The 16,311-nt window shown below is 70.8% G+C and carries 17 protein-coding genes and 1 riboswitch; of the genes, 7 read left to right on the top strand and 10 right to left on the bottom strand.

Features of this window, described 5'->3' with window-relative positions; genetic code table 11:
• Positions 1-25 precede the first annotated feature (25 nt).
• The 4 genes from AC5Y5E_RS11305 to AC5Y5E_RS11290 are packed head-to-tail and all read right to left on the bottom strand — an operon-like array spanning position 26 to position 3,736.
• The gene (locus AC5Y5E_RS11305) at positions 26-1,495 is read right to left on the bottom strand and encodes a M28 family peptidase (protein WP_499903069.1); all 1,470 of its coding nucleotides are present in this window, start codon (positions 1,493-1,495) and stop codon (positions 26-28) included.
• Positions 1,492-2,979, bottom strand: coding sequence for a M28 family metallopeptidase (locus tag AC5Y5E_RS11300; RefSeq protein WP_499903068.1), 1,488 nt, complete (start codon positions 2,977-2,979; stop codon positions 1,492-1,494). The genes AC5Y5E_RS11305 and AC5Y5E_RS11300 overlap by 4 nt, the downstream gene beginning before the upstream one ends.
• Positions 2,972-3,397 carry a DUF2752 domain-containing protein gene (locus AC5Y5E_RS11295; protein ID WP_499903067.1) on the bottom strand — a complete coding sequence of 142 codons (426 nt, stop codon included), beginning with the start codon at positions 3,395-3,397 and terminating at the stop codon, positions 2,972-2,974. The genes AC5Y5E_RS11300 and AC5Y5E_RS11295 overlap by 8 nt, the downstream gene beginning before the upstream one ends.
• Positions 3,398-3,412: 15 nt before the next feature.
• Entirely contained in the window at positions 3,413-3,736 is a 324-nt protein-coding gene (locus AC5Y5E_RS11290) for a CD225/dispanin family protein (protein WP_499903066.1), read from the bottom strand.
• Positions 3,737-4,080: 344 nt separating this feature from the next.
• Here AC5Y5E_RS11290 and AC5Y5E_RS11285 point away from each other — a divergent pair, with 344 nt between their 5' ends.
• On the top strand, positions 4,081-4,608 hold the full coding sequence (locus tag AC5Y5E_RS11285) for a serine/threonine protein kinase (protein ID WP_499903065.1): 528 nt from the start codon (positions 4,081-4,083) through the stop codon (positions 4,606-4,608).
• A gap of 53 nt (positions 4,609-4,661) precedes the next feature.
• On the top strand, positions 4,662-5,186 hold the full coding sequence (locus AC5Y5E_RS11280; protein ID WP_499903064.1) for a serine/threonine protein kinase: 525 nt from the start codon (positions 4,662-4,664) through the stop codon (positions 5,184-5,186).
• A 4-nt stretch (positions 5,187-5,190) separates the two neighbouring features.
• On the opposite strand, the gene AC5Y5E_RS11275 is transcribed toward AC5Y5E_RS11280, so the two are convergent.
• The 4 genes from AC5Y5E_RS11275 to thiO all read right to left on the bottom strand — a co-directional run bounded on the left by AC5Y5E_RS11275 (position 5,191) and on the right by thiO (position 7,907).
• Complete coding sequence (locus AC5Y5E_RS11275; protein ID WP_499903063.1) at positions 5,191-5,958, bottom strand: SGNH/GDSL hydrolase family protein; 768 nt, start codon at positions 5,956-5,958, stop codon at positions 5,191-5,193.
• The gene (locus tag AC5Y5E_RS11270) at positions 5,955-6,713 is read right to left on the bottom strand and encodes a thiazole synthase (RefSeq protein ID WP_499903062.1); all 759 of its coding nucleotides are present in this window, start codon (positions 6,711-6,713) and stop codon (positions 5,955-5,957) included. The genes AC5Y5E_RS11275 and AC5Y5E_RS11270 overlap by 4 nt, the downstream gene beginning before the upstream one ends.
• The gene (gene thiS, locus AC5Y5E_RS11265) at positions 6,706-6,903 is read right to left on the bottom strand and encodes a sulfur carrier protein ThiS (protein ID WP_499903061.1); all 198 of its coding nucleotides are present in this window, start codon (positions 6,901-6,903) and stop codon (positions 6,706-6,708) included. Before thiS ends, AC5Y5E_RS11270 begins: the two co-directional genes overlap by 8 nt.
• A complete protein-coding gene (gene thiO / locus AC5Y5E_RS11260; protein WP_499903060.1) occupies positions 6,900-7,907 on the bottom strand; it encodes a glycine oxidase ThiO in 1,008 nt (335 codons plus the stop codon). Before thiO ends, thiS begins: the two co-directional genes overlap by 4 nt.
• Positions 7,898-8,008, bottom strand: a riboswitch (TPP riboswitch). (Overlaps the previous gene by 10 nt.)
• 28 nt (positions 8,009-8,036) lie before the next feature.
• Between thiO and thiE the strand changes: the two genes are divergently transcribed.
• The gene (gene thiE / locus AC5Y5E_RS11255) at positions 8,037-8,705 is read left to right on the top strand and encodes a thiamine phosphate synthase (protein ID WP_499903059.1); all 669 of its coding nucleotides are present in this window, start codon (positions 8,037-8,039) and stop codon (positions 8,703-8,705) included.
• Here the strand turns inward: thiE and AC5Y5E_RS11250 are convergent.
• Positions 8,677-9,318, bottom strand: coding sequence for an NUDIX hydrolase (locus AC5Y5E_RS11250; protein ID WP_499903058.1), 642 nt, complete (start codon positions 9,316-9,318; stop codon positions 8,677-8,679). The genes thiE and AC5Y5E_RS11250 overlap by 29 nt on opposite strands.
• 123 nt (positions 9,319-9,441) lie before the next feature.
• On the opposite strand from AC5Y5E_RS11250, the gene glnX reads away from it, so the two are divergent.
• The 3 genes from glnX to AC5Y5E_RS11235 are packed head-to-tail and all read left to right on the top strand — an operon-like array spanning position 9,442 to position 13,972.
• Positions 9,442-10,761, top strand: a complete 1,320-nt coding sequence (glnX, locus tag AC5Y5E_RS11245) for a protein kinase G-activating protein GlnX (protein WP_499903057.1) — start codon at positions 9,442-9,444, stop codon at positions 10,759-10,761.
• Positions 10,758-11,720 carry a glutamate ABC transporter substrate-binding protein gene (locus tag AC5Y5E_RS11240; protein ID WP_499903056.1) on the top strand — a complete coding sequence of 321 codons (963 nt, stop codon included), beginning with the start codon at positions 10,758-10,760 and terminating at the stop codon, positions 11,718-11,720. Before glnX ends, AC5Y5E_RS11240 begins: the two co-directional genes overlap by 4 nt.
• Positions 11,720-13,972, top strand: coding sequence for a serine/threonine-protein kinase PknG (locus tag AC5Y5E_RS11235; protein WP_499903054.1), 2,253 nt, complete (start codon positions 11,720-11,722; stop codon positions 13,970-13,972). Before AC5Y5E_RS11240 ends, AC5Y5E_RS11235 begins: the two co-directional genes overlap by 1 nt.
• 77 nt (positions 13,973-14,049) lie before the next feature.
• Here the strand turns inward: AC5Y5E_RS11235 and AC5Y5E_RS11230 are convergent, their stop codons facing one another.
• The gene (locus tag AC5Y5E_RS11230) at positions 14,050-14,889 is read right to left on the bottom strand and encodes a hypothetical protein (RefSeq protein WP_499903053.1); all 840 of its coding nucleotides are present in this window, start codon (positions 14,887-14,889) and stop codon (positions 14,050-14,052) included.
• A 96-nt stretch (positions 14,890-14,985) separates the two neighbouring features.
• On the opposite strand from AC5Y5E_RS11230, the gene AC5Y5E_RS11225 reads away from it, so the two are divergent.
• A complete protein-coding gene (locus tag AC5Y5E_RS11225; RefSeq protein WP_499903051.1) occupies positions 14,986-16,311 on the top strand; it encodes a DUF1800 domain-containing protein in 1,326 nt (441 codons plus the stop codon).

Below are 16,311 nucleotides of genomic sequence, written 5' to 3'. Positions count from 1 at the left end.
AGTCGGTCCCGACAAGTCCGAACGGCTACGGCACCCGCGTGCGATGACGCTTGTCGTGCGGCGGGACGCCGTTGACGCCGCCGATCGACTGGGCGTAGGTGCCCACCGCGAAGGCCGCGCCAGAACCCATGACCGCCAACGCGTCCCGGTTGACGGCGTCGACGGTGTCGCGCGGGCTCTGGAAGTTGGGGTCGAACGGGGCGCCGGCTTGACCGCCCCACAGCCGCGCCTGCACCGTGGTCTTGAGCTGCGTGGCGCCGGCGGTCAGTCCCCCGACCGGCACGCCCGCGACCATGAAGGGGTGGTAGTCCGTCATGGTGCCCAGCGGCATGTCGGCGGGCCGCTTGCCGGCCAGGTTGAGGTAGCCGCCCAGGGTGCGCTCGATGCCCGCCGAGCCCTCGGGCACGTCGCCGAATGCGATGCCGGGCGTGGGCGGTCCGGACTGGTCGCCGTCGTCGGTGAAGAAGCCGGCGTTCGGGGAACCGAGCATGGTGAAGTCGAGGTACATCGCGATGTCGTTGAGCTGATCGCGGTCCATCCCGAAGACGTAGTCCATCACGCCATTCAGGCCGTCCTCGTCGGCGCCCCAGAACACGAACCGCACCGCGTTGTTCACCGCCGCCAGCGGCCCCAGCTGCAGCGCCGTTTCCAGCACCGCGGCCACGCCGGTCCCGTCGTCGTTGATCCCCGGACCGTCGCGCGGCCCGTCCAGGTGCGCGCCGACCACGATCGCCTCATGCGGGGAGCCGGTTTCGGTCTGCGCCAACACGTTTCGCGACGAGATGGCGCGGTTCTCGGCGTCCAGCACCAGGCGTATCGGCGCGGTGTCGTGGGCGAGCGCAGCGGCGCCGTTGGGGCCGACGACGGCGACCGGCACGGTCAGCTGCTTGAAATAGCCGGGGCCGAACAGCGTCGGCGGGGCGCCCTGCCCATTGGGCGCGCTGAGCACGATCAGCCCCGCCGCGCCCTTGGCCACGGCGCTGTTCTGCTTGTCGACCACCGAGCAGCCGGCGTCGTCGACGACGGCGATCGCGCCGGCGGGCAGGCCGGCGGGGTAATCGCCGACGACGCAGCCCGACGGCCGCGCCGGGTGAACCGGCGGCCCGGTCAGGCCGCCAGGCGGCGTTCGGACCAGCATCGACGCCTGGTCGACCTGATAGGTGCGGCCGGCCACCGTCAGCGCGGGCTTACCCGGTGAGACGTTGTAGAGCCGGTCGAACTGCGGGGTCGCGACCTTAAAGCCCCTGTCCCGCAACGCCTTCGCCACGTAGTCGACGCTGGCGTCGAAGCCCGGGGTGCCGTCGGCGCGGCTTCCGCGGTTGGCGTTGGCGACGGCCTGCAGCGCGCGCAGGTGCGCGAACATCCGGTCCGCGGTCACCTTTACCGCCAGTCCCCGGGCCAGATCCGGGGCCGCCGCCTGCGGCGCGGGCCGCGACGGCGAGCACCCCGCCACCAAGCAGATCAGCGTCAGCGCCGCGGACAGTCGGCGGATCATGGCTTGTTGAGCGTGTGGCGGGTGCGATCGGCCAGCACCGGCACGCCATTCCGGCCGCCGAGGTCCTGCGCGTAGAAGGCCACCGCGTAGGCGACGCCGCCGCCGTTGACGCCCAGCGAGGTGCGGTCGATGTGGTCGAGGGTGTCGGTCTTCTGGTGGTAGTTGGGATCGAAGGGCTGGTCGGCGGCTCCGCCCCAGAGCTTGGCCTGATCGGCGGACATCTTGGTCTCGGCGCCCGAGAACAGGCCGCCCGACGGGATGCCCGCCAGCGTGAATCCGTCGTAGTCCGAACGCCCGTCGAACGACGTGTCCTGCGCGGTCTTGCCCGCCGACTTCAGGTAGGCGACCAGGGTGCGCTCGATTCCGGCCGAGCCTTCCGGCACCACCGGCTGGCCGCGGGCGTCCGCCGGCAGCGACTGGTCCCCGTCATAGGTGAAGTAGCCGGGATTCGGCGATGCGAGCATGTCGAAGTTCAGGTACAGGGCAATGTCTTTGAGCCCGTCGAGATTCAGCGACTCGACGTAGTTGCGCGACCCGATCAGCCCGAGTTCCTCGGCCCCCCAGAAACCGAACCGCACCGCGTTGTGCACCGGCGGTGAGTTCCCGAGCTGCACCGCGGTTTCCAGGACGGCGGCGACCCCGGACCCGTTGTCGTTGATGCCCGGGCCCTCGGGCACGCTGTCCAGGTGCGCGCCCGCCATCACCACGTCGGTGGGCGACCCGGTCTTGGTCTGGGCGATGACGTTGCGCGCCTTGAAGGTTTGGACGCTGGCGTTGAGCTTGATGGTCGTCGGCCCGGGCTGACCGCGCAGCTGCAATCCGGTGGACTTGGTGACGCTCACCACCGGGATCTTCACGTCGGTGTCCGGTCCCAGGGTGCCGCCCATCTGCTGCTCGTCGATGTTGTCGGCGACGATCATCGCGACGGCGCCGCGCTGCGCGGCGGCGTCCTCCTTCTGCGCGAACGGGCAGGTGCCGCGGTCCACCAGCACCACCGCGCCCTGCACCCGAAGCCCGTCGAAGTCGGCGGGGTTGCAGGCCGCGCTGTTCGCCGGGGGCACCGCCACCAGCGGCCCGCTCACCCCGTCGGGCGGGGTGCCGCGGCTGAAGTCCAAGGGGCGCGCCTCGACGACCACCCCGCCGACCGTCACCGTCGGCTTGTCACCGTGAAACACCCGCGCCGAGAACTCGGGCGTCTGGACGTCAAAGCCGCTCTTGCGCAACGTGTCCACCACGTAGTCGACGCTGGCTTCGTAGCCGGAAGTGCCAACCGCGCGGGTGCCGTTGTTGGCGTTGGCGATGTCCTGGAGCTTGGTCAGGTGCGCCATCATCGCGTCGGCGGTGACCTTTTTGTGCAGGGCGTCGGCGAAATCGGCCGCGGCGGGGTCGCCGGTGGCCTGCTGCGAGCTGTCGCGGTGATGATGGCAGCCGGTCAGAGAGGCGGTCAGGGCGACGAGGGCGAGCACCACCCTGAGGCTAGACATACAGCGCGGTGAATGGCGCAAACGGCAGATTGCGCACCACAAACCAGGCCGTGACCAGCGCCAGCGTCACCGCTGCCGCCCAGCGCTGGTGCTGCCAGCCCCGTGCCGGCCGGCCCGTCACCCGGCCATAGGTCCAGGCCGCATACGCCCACACCAGCAACACCAGCGCGACCAGGCCCAGCGCGTTGAACCTGGCGGCCGCCGACAAGTTGCCGTGCATAAGGGAATACAACATCCGCGCGCTGCCGCAGCCCGGGCAGTCGATGCCCAACAGGGCCTTGGTGGGGCACACCGGCAGCGGCCCGCCCGGGGTCGTCGGATCACCCACCCAGGTGGCGGCGCAGACCAGCGTGGTGGACGCCGCCACCAGGAGCGGCGCACCCAGACTGAGGCGCGCCGACCCGGGGCGGGTCACCATGATCGCAACGCCGGCTTAGAACATCGCGGCAAGCGCCGCATTGGTGTTGGTGTTCAGCGCACCAACCGCCATCAGGATGGCGTAGATGACACCGACAACCACACCGACGACCACCGACCAGATCACCCATTTCTTGGCGCTGTCGGCGGACGCCTGAGCCTCGGCGTAACGCCCCTGCGCCCACAAACCATTGACCTGGCTGGATTTGACGATCGCCACAATCCCGAAGGGCAGACAGCAGAACAGCGTCACCAGAATCGACCACACCAAGTAGTTGTTCGGCGCTTGCCCGGCAGGTTGCTGTGGCGGGTATCCGGGCGGAGGGGGCGGCTGTGTCATGGATTCTCCAGTCGGGGCGAGTTAGCTGGCGTCGAGCGGTGCTTACCATACCGGAGCGGCGCCGCGAGGGCACTATCTCCGCGAAATTCGCTATTTCCGGCGGCGCCCTGACGGATCCGCCGGCCGCGTCGGCGTTGCCACCCGCCCCGTCGATCGGCCCCGGGGGTTCGAAAGTCACGCGCTGCCAAGCATTTTCCCGATCGCATACCTTTGGCCGCCGGTGCCGACAATGATGACCAGACAGATAATTTCCAGCGGAATGTATTGCATGGACAGGACATAGCCCTACGATCCCTTTAGCGGAAGCACTATTTCCGGTGACGACGCACCGTTAGGAGCCAAAGATGTCTCATCTCAGCAAGGCGCTGCGCGCCGCGGCGGCCACCCTGGCCGCGGGCGGTTGCGCGATCGCCGGTGCCGCCACGGCGGCCGGGGACCCGACCAATACCGGTAGCTCCTCGGACATCAACACGCTGGCCGCCGTGCTGTCGAAGGGCTACGGCCTCAACAACTGCACCGCGGGAAACCTCGACGCCGGTGAACTCGCCGTGCTCACGTGCGGGCAGAGCCCCGACCCCGGCGGCCCGGTCCAGGCCAGGTACATCCTGTTCAACAACTCCGACAACCTGGCCGGCTCGTTCAAGACCAGCATCAAGGACGACGTGCTGACCGCCTGCGGGGACGCCGGCCAGTCGCCCACGACCTGGCATCAGGGCAGCAACAACGCCAACTCCGGATCGGTGGCCTGCGGGACCTATCAGAATGCCGCAGAGATCATCTGGACCACGGACGCGAAAAACGTCCTGAGCCTCATTCGTGGGTCGAACAACGATGTCCCGGCGCTTTACCAGTGGTGGCGCGCGAACGGCTGACGCCCGAAAGATGCTCGGTTGCTTGGTTTTCCAACTCAACGAAGGAGTTCAGAATGTCCCCTCTCACCAAGGCGCTGCGGGCGGCGTCGGCCGCGGCGATCATGGGCGCCTCGGTCATCGTCGGCACCGCCACCGCGACCGCGGACCCCGGCACGGGTAGCTCGGCGGACATCAACACGCTGGCCGCCAATCTGTCGAAGGGCTACGGCCTCAACAATTGCCAGCCGGCCCCGCTGTCCGGCCCGATCCTGGCCGAGCTCGACTGCGGGCAAAGCCCCGACCCCGACGGCCCGGCCGCCGGCGTCTACCAGCTTTACAGCAACGGCAGCGACCTGGCCGCCGCGTTCACCGGCGGCATCAACGGCGTGTCGCTGAGCCCGTGCGGGGACAACGGCCAATCGCCGGGCACCTGGCACACGGGCAGCACAGGCGCGACGGCGGGACAGGTGGCGTGCGGAACCTACAAGAGCGCCGCGGTCATCACCTGGACCACCGACGCCAAGAACGTGTTGAGCCACATCCGCGCGTCCAACACCGACGTCAACGCGCTCTACCAGTGGTGGCGCACCAACGGCTGACCTTTTACAGTTGCGCGGCAAGTAATTCCGCGACGGCGCGCATCCCGGCGCCGTTGGGGTGCAGCGGGGCCGGCCGGCCCGGCAGCGACACGACGTAGCGCGCCGGGGTGGTCGTCCACGGCTCGGCCGACCAGGCGTGGTGCTCACGGCTGGCCGCGGCGGCGCCGACGACCTCGCAGCCGGTCGCCGCACCCGCGTCGGCGGTGAGGCGTTCGAGGGTCGCGGCCACGTGCCGCCCGAGGTCGGCGTCCGCCTGCGACAGTGGCGGGGCCGGCGTACCGGCGGGGGGCAGGATGGTCAGGTAGTCGACGAAAACGATCCGGGCCTTCGGCGCGCGCTGCCGCAACGCCGTCCCCACGGCACACAACGAGTCGAACGCACCGGCCAGCGCCCGATCGCGCGTGTCGCGGTCCAGGAGTTCGGATATCAGCCCGCCGAGCAGCGGCAGGCGCCGCGCGGCGGGCGGCAGGGAGGCGGCCATCAACAGCGGCACGTAGCCGACGTCGTTACCGCCTATGGTCACCGTGACCAGGGCCTCGGAGCCGTCCAGCGCGGTGATCTGCGGGGGCCGGCCGTGCTGGCGCTCGGCGAGCACGTGGGCGGTGGTGGCGCCGGAAAAGGTGACGTCAACCAGTTCCAGGCTCAACCGTTCGGCGACCAGGTGCGCATAGTTGCGGGCCGATCGGCCCGAGAACCGCGGGGCGTCGGCGGCCCGGGGCCGGATGCCGGGGCCGGCGGCCATCGAACTGCCCAGCGCGACATAACGTTTCATCGTTCCGGCGAGGACGCCTGCGCCCAGAATCGCTTGGGGATCCGCCCGGCCCGCCGCGCCAGGTATCCGGCGGTGACGGCCGCGGCCATGGCGGCGGCCATCGCGGGCGGGTCGGCGGCCCGGGTCACCGCGGTGGCCAACAGCACGGCGTCGCAACCCAATTCCATCGCCACCGCGGCGTCGCTCGCCGTTCCGATACCGGCGTCCAGCACCACCGGGACGCCGGCGCGCGCGACGATCATCTCGATGTTGTGCGGGTTGGTGATGCCCAGGCCGGTGCCGATGGGGGCGCCCAGCGGCATCACGGCCGCGCAACCGGCGTCTTCGAGCCGGCGCGCCAGCGCCGGGTCGTCGTTGGTGTAGGGCAGCACGACGAACCCGTCGTCAACCAATTGTTCTGCCGCGCGGACCAATTCGACGGCGTCGGGCAGCAGCGTGCGTTCGTCGGCGATCACCTCGAGCTTGACCCAGTTGGTGTCCAGCGCCTCGCGGGCCAGCTGCGCGGTGAGCACCGCCTCGGCCGCGCCGCGGCAGCCCGCGGTGTTGGGCAGCGGCGTGATGCCCAGCCGGTTGAGCAGGTCCAGCAGTCCGGTGCCGCCCTCGGCGTCGACCCGGCGGATCGCGACGGTGGTCAGCTCGGTGCCCGACGCGATCAGCGCCTCTTGGAGCACCGCCAGGTTGGTCGCCCCGCCGGTGCCCATGATGAGCCGCGAGGCAAAGCTGCGATCCGCGATCGTGAGTTTCGAATCAGCCACCTTGCACCGCCGTCACCACCTCGAGTCTGGCACCATCGAAAAGCGTTGCGGTCCAGTTGGATCGCGGGAGCACCGCATCGTCCATCGCCACCGCGATGCCGCGGCCGGGAAAGCCCAGCGATTCCAGCAGCGCGGCGACGGTGGTCCGCTCGTCGACCTCGACCGGTTTCTCGTTGACCGTGACGATCATGACCGGGCTCCGACCGGGAGCAGCTCGGCCACAACCTGTTCGGCGGTCCACGGTGCCAGCAGGAACCCGGACCGGCCGTGGCCCGCCGCCACCAGGGTTCGCTCGTCCACGCGCGCCACGATGGGCAGGTTATCGGGTGTCATCGGGCGCAGCCCGGCCGCGCACTCGGCCAGCTCGTACTCGCCGAGTGCCGGCAATACCGCGCACGCGTCGTCGAGCAGGTCACGCACCCCCGACACCGCCGGCGCCGTGTCGCGCCCGTGCTCGTATTGGGTGGCGCCGACGACCACCCCGTCCGGACGCGGCACCAGGTACACCTGCCGGCCGTGCACGCGGGCGCGAATCACCCGCTGCGGCAACGGCATACATCCCTTTCGCCAGCGCAGCCGCAGCACCTCGCCCTTCACCGGCCGCACCGGCAGGCCCGGCAACAGCGTGGGCGCGTCGATGCCGTTGGCGACCACCACCGCGTCGGCCTCGACCCGGGCGAGGTCGCTCACCGGCCCCGCCCACCGCACCCCGAGGCGTTCGCAGTCGCGGCCCAGCGCGTCGAGGACGGCGCGGTTGTCCACCGCCAGCTCGGTGGGCGCCCGAAAGCCATGCCGGATGCCTTGGGCCAGCAGCGGTTCCACGTCGCGGGCGGCCGGCTCCCACACCACCGGATGGCCTTGCCCGGACAACCAGTCGGCGACGGTGCGCAGGTCCGCGACGTCGGCGCGGTCGACGGCCACCACCAGCGACTCGCGGGCGGTGATCACCCCCGGCGGCCAGCCGTCGGTGAAGCCGCCGTCGCGCCACAGCCGCAGCGAGTCCAGGCCCAGCCGCAGCAGCCGCTCCTCGCCGGGCCAGCCCTCGCTGTGCGGGGCGAGCATGCCGCCCGCCACCCAGGACGCGCCCGGCTCGCCGGTGTGGTGCACCACCACCGACCATCCGGCCCGCGCCGCGCGGCGCGCCACGGACAGCCCGATGACGCCGCCGCCGACAACGGCCAGTGAGTCCGGCATCCTTTGCTCCCTTCGCCGGCATGACCCGGATCAGGTGTGACGGTAAGGGCGCGCGCGCCCACTCTCAGCCCCCGGTCGCTGGGACTCCCGTGCTCTTCGGGTTCCACGCTAGCGCGCTAGCGTCGCGGTGTGCACCAACCGTCCGCTCGTCTCGCGTCGGCGAGGCTGTACCTGTGTACCGACGCGCGCCGGGAGCGCGGCGACCTGGCCGAGTTCGTCGACGCCGCCCTGGCCGGTGGGGTCGACATCGTCCAGCTGCGCGACAAGGGGTCGGCGGGTGAGCAGCGGTTCGGTCCGCTGGAGGCCCGCGACGAGCTGGCCGCGTGCGAGATCCTCGCCGAGGCGGCCCGCCGGCACGGCGCCCTGTTCGCGGTCAACGACCGCGCCGACATCGCCCGCGCGGCCGGCGCCGACGTGCTGCACCTGGGCCAGGGTGACCTGCCGCCGGCCGTGGCGCGCGACATCGTCGGGCCGGAAATGCTGATCGGCCTGTCCAGCCACGACCGGGACGAGGCCGCCGCTGCCGCCGCCGAGGGCGATTACTTCTGCGTCGGGCCCTGCTGGCCCACCCCGACCAAGCCGGGCCGACCGGCGCCCGGCCTGGACCTGGTGCGTGCCGCGGCCGAACTGCCGGGAGACACGCCGTGGTTCGCGATCGGCGGCATCGACGCGCAGCGGCTGCCCGAGGTGCTCGGCGCCGGCGCGCGCCGCGTCGTCGTGGTGCGGGCGATCACGGCCGCGCAGGATCCGCGGGCGGCGGCCGCGGCGCTCAGGTCGGCGCTTGCAGCAGCGAGCTGATCAGCCGGCTCAGCTGCGACGGCTCCTCGTCGGCCGCAGAAGGATCGCCCGGCATGCACCACACGAAGACCCCGGCCTCGACCTCGAGGGTGCGCGGCAGGTGATGGCGCCGTTCGTCGCCGTGGTCCAGCGGCAACAGCGCCGGCTCCGTGCGCAGCCGCTGCCAGCTGGCGGCGAAGCCCGGGTGCAGCGGCAGGTCGGCCACCTCGCTCTCGGCGACCCAGCGCATCTCGGCACTTTCCCGGTTGGGCACGGTGTCCAGCAGCTCGGCCGCGTCGGCGACGACGGTGGTGTAGGTCCAGGCGGAGCCGCCGAGCCCGGCCACCTCGGCGGTGACGACCGTGGCGCGCACGGCGAGCCGCTCGGCCGGCAGGCCGGCCTCCTCGTGCGCCTCGCGGACGGCGGTTTGCTCCGGCGTCTCGTGGCTGTCCCGGGCCCCGCCCGGCAGACCCCACGTCCCGCCCTGATGGCTCCACACGGCCCGGTGCTGCAGCAGCACCGCGGGCGTGCCGTCGGGCCGCGGCGCGCGCAACAGCAGGCCGGCCGCACCGAAGCGGCCCCAGTAGTGGGCGCCGCTGTCGGAGACCACCCATCCGTCACCGTCGCCGTGCACGTGATCAGGATATGCAGGCGAACCCGGCGGTCAATTGACTCGCCTCCCCCCATCCGCCGGAACATTCTCTTAGAATTCCTTTATCCGGGTTCGTGGGCCGAAAGTTATGAGGGCTGATCAGACGTGACGGTTGAGCTGGCGCATCCGTCGACCGAACCGAAGGGGTCGCGGTCGCCGGCCGAACCGGCCCATCCCCGCTGGTGGTTCATCTCCACGACGCCGGGGCGCATCCTGACGATCGGGATCGTGCTGGCGGCCCTCGGCGTCTCCAGCGCCTTCGCCACGTCGACGACGATCAACCACCGCCAGCAGGTGCTCTCGACGGTGCTCAACCACACCGAGCCGCTGTCTTTCGCCGCGGGACGGCTCTACACCACGCTGTCGGTGGCCGACGCCGCGGCGGCCACCGCGTTCATCGCGCAGGCCGAGCCGCGCCCGGTCCGGCAGCGCTACGAGCAGGCGATCACCGACGCCGCGGTGGCCGTGACGAGGGCGTCGAGCGGGCTGACCGACGAACCGCTGGTGCAGTTACTCGGCCGGATCAACGCAGAGTTGGCCGTCTATACCGGGCTGATCGAGATCGCGCGGACCAACAACCGGGAGGGCAATCCGGTCGGGTCGTCGTACCTGTCGGAGGCCTCCGGGTTGATGCAGTCGCGGATCCTGCCCGACGCGGCGCAGCTGTACCAGGCGACCACCGATCGGGTGGACAGCGAAACCACCGCGTCCACTCACTTCCCCGCCCCGGTGATCCTCGTCGTCGCCAGCACGGTGGTCTTCGGCGCGTTCTCGCATCGCTGGCTGGCGCGCCGCACCCGGCGCCGAATCAACCCGGGGCTGGTCGTCGGCGCCCTCGGTATCCTCGTCATGGTGGTATGGGTGGGAACCGCGCTGACCATCTCGACGGCCGCGAGTCGCAGCGCCAAGGACACCGCCGCGGAGTCCCTGCGGACCGTCACCAACGTCGCCATCACCGCGCAGCAGGCGCGGGCCGACGAGACGCTGTCGCTGATCCGCCGTGGCGACGAGGAGATGCGCAAGCAGTCGTTCTACCAGCGCATCGACTCCATGCACGAGCAGCTCGACCAGTACATGTCGCGCAGCGACGCCGTCGACAAGCCCGACCTGCAGGGCGCCGATCAGCTGCTGCTGCGCTGGCGGCAGGCCAATGACCGGATCAACTCCTACATCTCGGTCGGCAACTACCGCGCCGCCACCCAGGTCGCGCTGGGCAGCGGCGAGGACGACTCCACCCCGGCGTTCGACAAGCTCGAGGACCAACTCGGCAAGGCGATGGACCAGAGCCGCACCCACCTGCGCAACGACGTGCTCAACGCGCGCAGCGGGCTGTCCGGCGCCCAGGTCGGTGGCGTGGTGCTGTCCCTCGGCGCCGCCATCGCCGTGGCGCTGGGCCTGTGGCCGCGGCTCAAGGAGTACCGGTGATCCGGCGCTGCCTCGGGGCGCTCGCCGCGGTCGGCCTGCTCGCGGGCTGCGGCCACACCGAGTCGCTGACCGTGGCCTCCGCGCCGACCCTGCCGCCGCCCACGCCGGTCGGCATGCAGCAGCTGCCCCCGGAGCCGCCGCTGCCGGCGGACGACCCGAGTCAGGGCTGCGACCTGACGGCGAGCCTGCGCCCCTTCCCCAACAAGGCCGAGGCGGACGCCGCCGTCGCCGACATCCGCGCCCGCGGGAGGCTGATCGTCGGGCTCGACATCGGCAGCAACCTGTTCAGCTTCCGCGACCCGATCACCGGCGAGATCACCGGCTTCGACGTCGACATCGCCGGCGAGATCGCGCGTGACATCTTCGGCGCCCCGTCGCACGTCGAGTACCGCATCCTGTCGTCGGACGAAAGGGTCACCGCGCTGCAGCGCTCGGAGGTCGACGTCGTCGTCAAGACCATGACCATCACCTGCGAGCGACGCAAGCTGGTGAACTTCTCCACCGTCTACCTCGACGCCAACCAGCGCATCCTGGCCCCGCGCGACTCGCCGATCGTCAGGGCGGCCGACCTTTCCGGCAAGCGGGTCTGCGTGGCCCGGGGCACCACGTCGCTGCACCGGATCCAGCAGATCGACCCGGCGCCGGTCATCGTGTCGGTGGTGAACTGGGCCGACTGCCTGGTGGCCATGCAGCAGCGTGAGATCGACGCCGTCAGCACCGACGACTCGATCCTGGCCGGGCTGGTGGAGGAAGACCCGTACCTGCACATCGTCGGGCCGAACATGGCGACCCAGCCCTACGGCATCGGCGTCAACCTGAACAACCCGGGGTTGGTGCGGTTCGTCAACGGCACGCTGGAACGCATCCGCCGCGACGGGACGTGGAACACGTTGTACCGCAAGTGGTTGACGGTCTTGGGGCCAGCACCGGCCCCGCCCACGCCGAGGTACGTGGACTGATGGCCGAGCCGATGGATGCCGAAGAATCCCGGGCGCCGGACGTGCAGACGGGCGCGGCCGCGGAGTCGCGGCCGCAGGCCACCCAGGCGCTGTTCCGTCCCGACTTCGACGACGATGACGATGACGACTTCCTCATCCCCGGCATAGACACCGAGGCGCCGGAGCGGGTGACGGTGGCCACGCGGGTGCTGCCGCCGACCCGGCAGCTGGGCGGCGGGCTGGTCGAGATCCCGCGCGTGCGCGACATCGATCCGCTCGAGGCGCTGATGACCAATCCGGTGGTGCCGGAGGCCAAGCGCTTCTGCTGGAACTGCGGAAAGCCCGTCGGCCGCTCCGGCTCCGAGGGCAAAGGCGCGTCCGAGGGCTGGTGCCCCGCCTGCGGGAGCCCGTATTCGTTTCTGCCGCAGCTGAATCCGGGCGACATCGTCGCGGGCCAGTACGAGGTGAAGGGCTGCATCGCGCACGGCGGGCTGGGCTGGGTCTATCTGGCCGTCGACCACAACGTCAACGACCGCCCGGTGGTGCTCAAGGGCCTGGTGCATTCCGGCGACGCCGAGGCGCAGGCGATCGCGATGGCCGAGCGGCAGTTCCTCGCCGAGGTGGTGCACCCGCAGATCGTGCAGATCTTCAACTTCGTCGAGCACACCGACCGGCAAGGGGAGCCGGTCGGATACATCGTCATGGAGTACATCGGCGGTCAGTCGCTGCGGCGCAATCTCAAAGACGGGAAATCCGAGAAGCTTCCGGTCTCCGAGGCCATCGCCTACCTGCTCGAGATCATGCCCGCGCTGAGCTACCTGCATTCCATCGGCCTGGTCTACAACGACCTCAAGCCGGAGAACATCATGCTCACCGAGGAGCAGCTCAAGCTGATCGACCTGGGCGCGGTGTCGCGGATCAATTCGTTCGGATACCTTTACGGCACACCGGGTTTCCAGGCGCCTGAGATCGTGCGGACCGGCCCGACGGTGGCCACCGACATCTACACGGTCGGGCGCACGCTGGCGGCGCTGACGCTGAACCTGCGCACCCGCAACGGCCGCTACGTGGACGGGCTGCCGGACGACGATCCCGTGCTGAAGAACTACGACTCGTTCGGCCGGCTGCTGCGGCGCGCCACCGACCCGGATCCGCGGCGCCGGTTCTCCACCGCCGAGGAGATGTCCGCCCAGTTGATGGGCGTGCTGCGCGAGGTGGTCGCCCAGGACACCCGGATCCCGCGGCCCGGCCTGTCGACGATCTTTTCGCCCAGCCGCTCGACGTTCGGGGTCGACCTGCTGGTGGCGCACACCGACGTGTACCTGGACGGCCAGGTCCATTCGGAGAAGCTGACCGCCCGGGAGATCGTCACCGCGCTGCCGGTCCCGCTGGTGGATCCGGCCGACGTCGCCGCCCCGGTGCTGCAGGCGACGGTGCTCTCCCAGCCGGTGCAGACATTGGACTCGTTGCGCGCGGCGCGGCACGGCTCGCTGGACGCCGACGGCATCGAGGTGGCCGAGTCGATCGAGCTGCCGCTGATGGAGGTCCGCGCGCTGCTGGACCTGGGCGACGTGGCCAAGGCCACCCGCAAGCTCGACGACCTCGCCGAGCGGGTCGGCTGGCGCTGGCGGTTGGTGTGGTACCGGGCCGTCTCCGAGCTGCTGACCGGCGACTACGATTCGGCCACAAAGCATTTCACCGAGGTGCTGGACACCTTCCCCGGCGAGCTCGCGCCCAAGCTGGCACTGGCCGCCACCGCCGAGCTGGCCGGTAGCACCGATGTGCACAAGTTTTACGAGACGGTGTGGAAAACCAACGACGGCGTGATCTCGGCCGCCTTCGGGCTGGCCAGATCCCTTTCGGCCGAAGGCAATCGCGAGGACGCGGTGAACACGTTGGACGAGGTGCCGCCCACCTCAAGGCATTTCACCACCGCGCGGCTGACCAGCGCGGTGACGCTGATGTCGGGCCGCTCCGCCGCCGAGATCACCGAGGCGCAGATCCGCGACGCGGCCCGGCGCGTCGAGGCGCTACCGCCCACCGAGCCGCGGGTGCTGCAGATCCGCGCCCTGGTGCTGGGCGGAGCGATGGACTGGCTGCAGGACAACGAGGCCAGCACCAATCACATCCTCGGCTTCCCGTTCACCGAACACGGCCTGCGGCTGGGCGTCGAGGCGTCACTGCGCAGCCTGGCCCGCGTCGCCCCCACGCAGCGGCACCGCTACACGCTGGTCGACATGGCGAACAAGGTGCGTCCCACGAGCACGTTCTAGTGCTGCGTCCCGTGTGAATCCTGGGAGGCGACACGCCGGCGAACTTCGCCGTGAGCGCACGCTGAAAAGCCATGCGTTCACACCCGTTTCGCCAGCGCGGCGCGGACGCGGTGCAAGATGCTCGCGGGATGGTCCTCTGCGACGACCCGGACGATGATCCAGCCCATCCGCTCCAGCGCCTCGTGGCGCCGGATGTCTTTGACGTATTGCCTTCGGCCGCTTCGGCGTTGATCGCCGTCGTATTCGACCGCGACCAGCTGCTCCTCCCAGCCCATGTCGAGGTAGGCGAAGGGAATGCCGTCGTCGGCCAGCACCGGGATCTGCGTCTGAGGCCGGGGCAGGCCCCCGTCGATGAGCAGCAGCCGCAGGTAGCTTTCGCGCGGCGACTGCGACCCGGCATCGACGAGTGCCAGCGCCGTCTCCAGGCGCCGCAGCCCCGCCGCGTGCGGATGGCATTTCGCGATGCGCAGCACGTCGTCGGTCTTGAAACCCGTTGCCCGCGCGAGCGCGTCCAGCCGGACGACCGCCGAGCGGATGGCGCCGCGGCGGCCGATGTCGAAGGCCGTCCGCTCGGGCGTGGTCACGGCGCGCCCGTCCAGGGTTTGCGTCTCGCCGTCGAGCAGCGCGTCGCGCCGCGTCAGAACACCGCGCGGCGGACGGGTGTTGGCGTGATTGAGCTCGACCGGGACGCCGTCGGGAATCCACTTGGAGCCGTGCAGGGCCGCAGCGGCCGCGCCCACGATCGTGCCCTCGCGCCGCGACCACAGCCAGGCGGCGAAGATGCGCAGCTCGAGCGAGGGCTCGACGTCCTTGGCGAGGTAGACGTTCGGAAAGACCGCGCGGTAGCCGGTCCGCAGCTGGTACCGGCTCAGCGCCCCGGATGCCAACGCCTCGCTGCCGATGAATGGTTCGCTCATGCGCCGCAGAGTTGCACAGCGGCCGCGGATCGCGTCGACATCCATCCACAGGCGTGCCCATAGCGAAAACCCAGGTCCGTGCCGCAGAATTAACCCATGCCGGGGGAGTCGACACGGTGGATCAGCACCGCCCGCGGGCTGCGACGGGCCGGGTTCGGGGTGACCGGGCCCGAGGTCGACGCGGCCCTGGTCAGGGACTGGCCGAGCCACGTCGACGCCATGCTGGGCGCCAACCCCGCAGCGGACCCGGGCGCGATCGCCACCCCTCTGCCCGCCCTGGTGACCCCGCGCGCGCCCGGCAAGGGCGCGACACCGGCGGCCCTTAAGCGATACAGCGGTCAGGTTTTCGAGCAGCAGCGCGTGCTGTCGGACTGGTGGCTGAGCCGCATGTTCAGCGTCGTTCAGCCGATCCACGAGAAGCTGACGTTGTTGTGGCACAACCACTTCGCCACCTCGGTGGACAAGGTGGGGGTGGCCGCGTATATGGCCGCGCAAAATCAGAAGCTGCGCACCGGGGCGCTGGGCGATTTCCGCTCGCTGGCCTACGCGATGCTGACCGACGCCGCGATGTTGCGCTGGCTCGACGGGCAGGCCAGCACGGCCAAGGCGCCCAACGAAAACCTGGCCCGCGAATTCATGGAGCTGTTCGCGCTGGGCCACGGCAACGGCTACACCGAGGACGACGTGCGGGCCGGCGCGCGGGCGCTGACGGGGTGGGTGATCGGCGCCGGCGGCCAAACCGCGGTGGTGCCCAAACGCCATGACCCGACGGCCAAGACGCTGTTCGGGTCCTCCGGCAACTTCGACGCCGCCGCGTTCTGCGACGCGGTGCTGGCGCAGCCCAAGTCGGCGGAGTACGTCGCGGGGCGCCTGTGGCAGCAGCTGGCCTCTGACGACCCGCCGTCGCGCGGGGCGCTCGACCGCCTCGTCGGCGCATACGGCCCACGGCGCGACCTGCGGGCGCTGACGCGGGCGATCCTCACCGACGACGAATTCACCTCGGGGCCAGGCGCCCTGAACAGCAGAGTCAACACCCCGGTGGAATGGCTCGTCGGTGTGATGCGGGCGCTGCGCGTGCCGCCGGCGACCCCGGCGCTCCGCACGCTGGCCGATGCGACGTTGCGCGGGCTGGGGCAGCGGCCGTTCCACCCGCCGAGCGTCGGCGGGTGGCCGCGCGGCCAGGTGTGGCTGTCCACCGCCAGCGCCGCGACCAGGCTTCGCGCCGCTGGCCGGCTGGCGCAGGTGGGCGATCTGTCGGACATCGAGAGCGCCGCCCCAGGCGATCGCATCGACGCGGTCGGCTACCTTATCGGGGTGGGGTCCTGGTCGGACCGGACCGCCGACGCGCTGCAGCCGCTGGTGTGCAGACCGCCGCAGTTGGTCGCCGCCGCCGTCAATACTCCCGAGTACCTGACCTCCTGA

The sequence above is a fragment of the Mycobacterium sp. NGS54 genome (assembly GCF_059812465.1).
The sequence above is the reverse complement of the archived record's forward strand: the minus strand, read 5'-3'. Positions and strand labels throughout refer to the sequence as shown.

Coding starts and splice junctions, on each gene's coding strand:
- AC5Y5E_RS11305 (WP_499903069.1), bottom strand. CDS start 1,495: ATGATCCGCCGACTGTCCGCGGCGCTGACGCTGATCTGCTTGGTGGCG.
- AC5Y5E_RS11300 (WP_499903068.1), bottom strand. CDS start 2,979: ATGTCTAGCCTCAGGGTGGTGCTCGCCCTCGTCGCCCTGACCGCCTCT.
- AC5Y5E_RS11295 (WP_499903067.1), bottom strand. CDS start 3,397: ATGGTGACCCGCCCCGGGTCGGCGCGCCTCAGTCTGGGTGCGCCGCTC.
- AC5Y5E_RS11290 (WP_499903066.1), bottom strand. CDS start 3,736: ATGACACAGCCGCCCCCTCCGCCCGGATACCCGCCACAGCAACCTGCC.
- AC5Y5E_RS11285 (WP_499903065.1), top strand. CDS start 4,081: ATGTCTCATCTCAGCAAGGCGCTGCGCGCCGCGGCGGCCACCCTGGCC.
- AC5Y5E_RS11280 (WP_499903064.1), top strand. CDS start 4,662: ATGTCCCCTCTCACCAAGGCGCTGCGGGCGGCGTCGGCCGCGGCGATC.
- AC5Y5E_RS11275 (WP_499903063.1), bottom strand. CDS start 5,958: ATGAAACGTTATGTCGCGCTGGGCAGTTCGATGGCCGCCGGCCCCGGC.
- thiS (WP_499903061.1), bottom strand. CDS start 6,903: ATGATCGTCACGGTCAACGAGAAACCGGTCGAGGTCGACGAGCGGACC.
- thiO (WP_499903060.1), bottom strand. CDS start 7,907: ATGCCGGACTCACTGGCCGTTGTCGGCGGCGGCGTCATCGGGCTGTCC.
- AC5Y5E_RS11235 (WP_499903054.1), top strand. CDS start 11,720: ATGGCCGAGCCGATGGATGCCGAAGAATCCCGGGCGCCGGACGTGCAG.
- AC5Y5E_RS11230 (WP_499903053.1), bottom strand. CDS start 14,889: ATGAGCGAACCATTCATCGGCAGCGAGGCGTTGGCATCCGGGGCGCTG.
- AC5Y5E_RS11225 (WP_499903051.1), top strand. CDS start 14,986: ATGCCGGGGGAGTCGACACGGTGGATCAGCACCGCCCGCGGGCTGCGA.